General features: G+C 43.0%; 1 pseudogene. It reads right to left on the bottom strand.

Annotated features, from left to right (window positions below):
* A pseudogene (locus L4D78_RS28285) lies at window positions 1-1,019 on the bottom strand (hypothetical protein); the annotation flags it as partial.

Raw genomic sequence — 1,019 nt, 5'->3', positions numbered from 1 at the left:
ACCTAGCATATAATTCCCTGTCGCAGGGKCCTTCCGCTCCCCGTTAAACCCGATAGGGCTTACTATTAACGGACTCGATAATGCGGCTGATGAGCGTCCAGCAGCTTCCGACAGGTTAACTAAGGGATTTGCAATAGCCGTTGTACCCAAAGTCATTTTAATAAACCGACGGCGGTGAGGATTTTGGGGGGATAACTGTTTCATAAAGTTCCTTTTTGAAATGCTTACAATCAGGAGCCTCGCAAGGTCCGAAGCATATCCTGTTCCAGTAAAAATATACGAACTCCAGCCAGGTGCTATAAGAAAAACTCTGGCTGTCAAAACAAACTTGGAAGGAAGCCATTCAGCCGACAATTGACAATAAAATACATATTGAACATGTATATTATGTGGGTACCCCAAGAAAAAAGGCATGACTTTCTCGATAGAGTCACGAGAAGGTTTAAAATGTCCTGAGTGATTATTAATAGAAAAAATAGCCTCTAAGTCACCCCCAAAATTTTCATCATATATTCGAAACATCCTCCCAGCAGCAAGCACGCTTTTGCCATTCTTTATTGACTTAGAGCCAATTACCGCAATAGCCGGATGTGATAAATCCTTAGCATCATTCATTGCGCCCATAATAAATTTCTTATCTTTAGTTAATACCCATTTATGTATATTCCCAGCTTCGAAGATCTTATCAAAATCCTCATGTGTCTTTAGTACTTTTATTCGACCACGCTTTCTTGCATGCAATACCTCTCGAAATATTTTACGAAAACGATCGTTGTGAAAGCTCGTTTCTCCAATAGTCGTAGAGCTAGCTCTCCTTCCACTAGCTGTAGGAAGCGACTTGCCTGACTTACCTAGCTTTAGGCCAACCCCAAACGWTGCCAACCCAATCGCAGCGCCAATGCCAGCTGAGATCCCMGCACTTCTAGCGGCCTCTTTATTGGACATACCGCTRGCTTTGTTGATTCCATAGTTAATACCAAAATCAGCAGCCCCCGAAACCACAGCATCCGCTATGGCTA

The organism is Photobacterium minamisatsumaniensis (assembly GCF_050336695.1).
Lineage (GTDB): Bacteria > Pseudomonadota > Gammaproteobacteria > Enterobacterales > Vibrionaceae > Photobacterium > Photobacterium minamisatsumaniensis.
The sequence above is the reverse complement of the archived record's forward strand: the minus strand, read 5'-3'. Positions and strand labels throughout refer to the sequence as shown.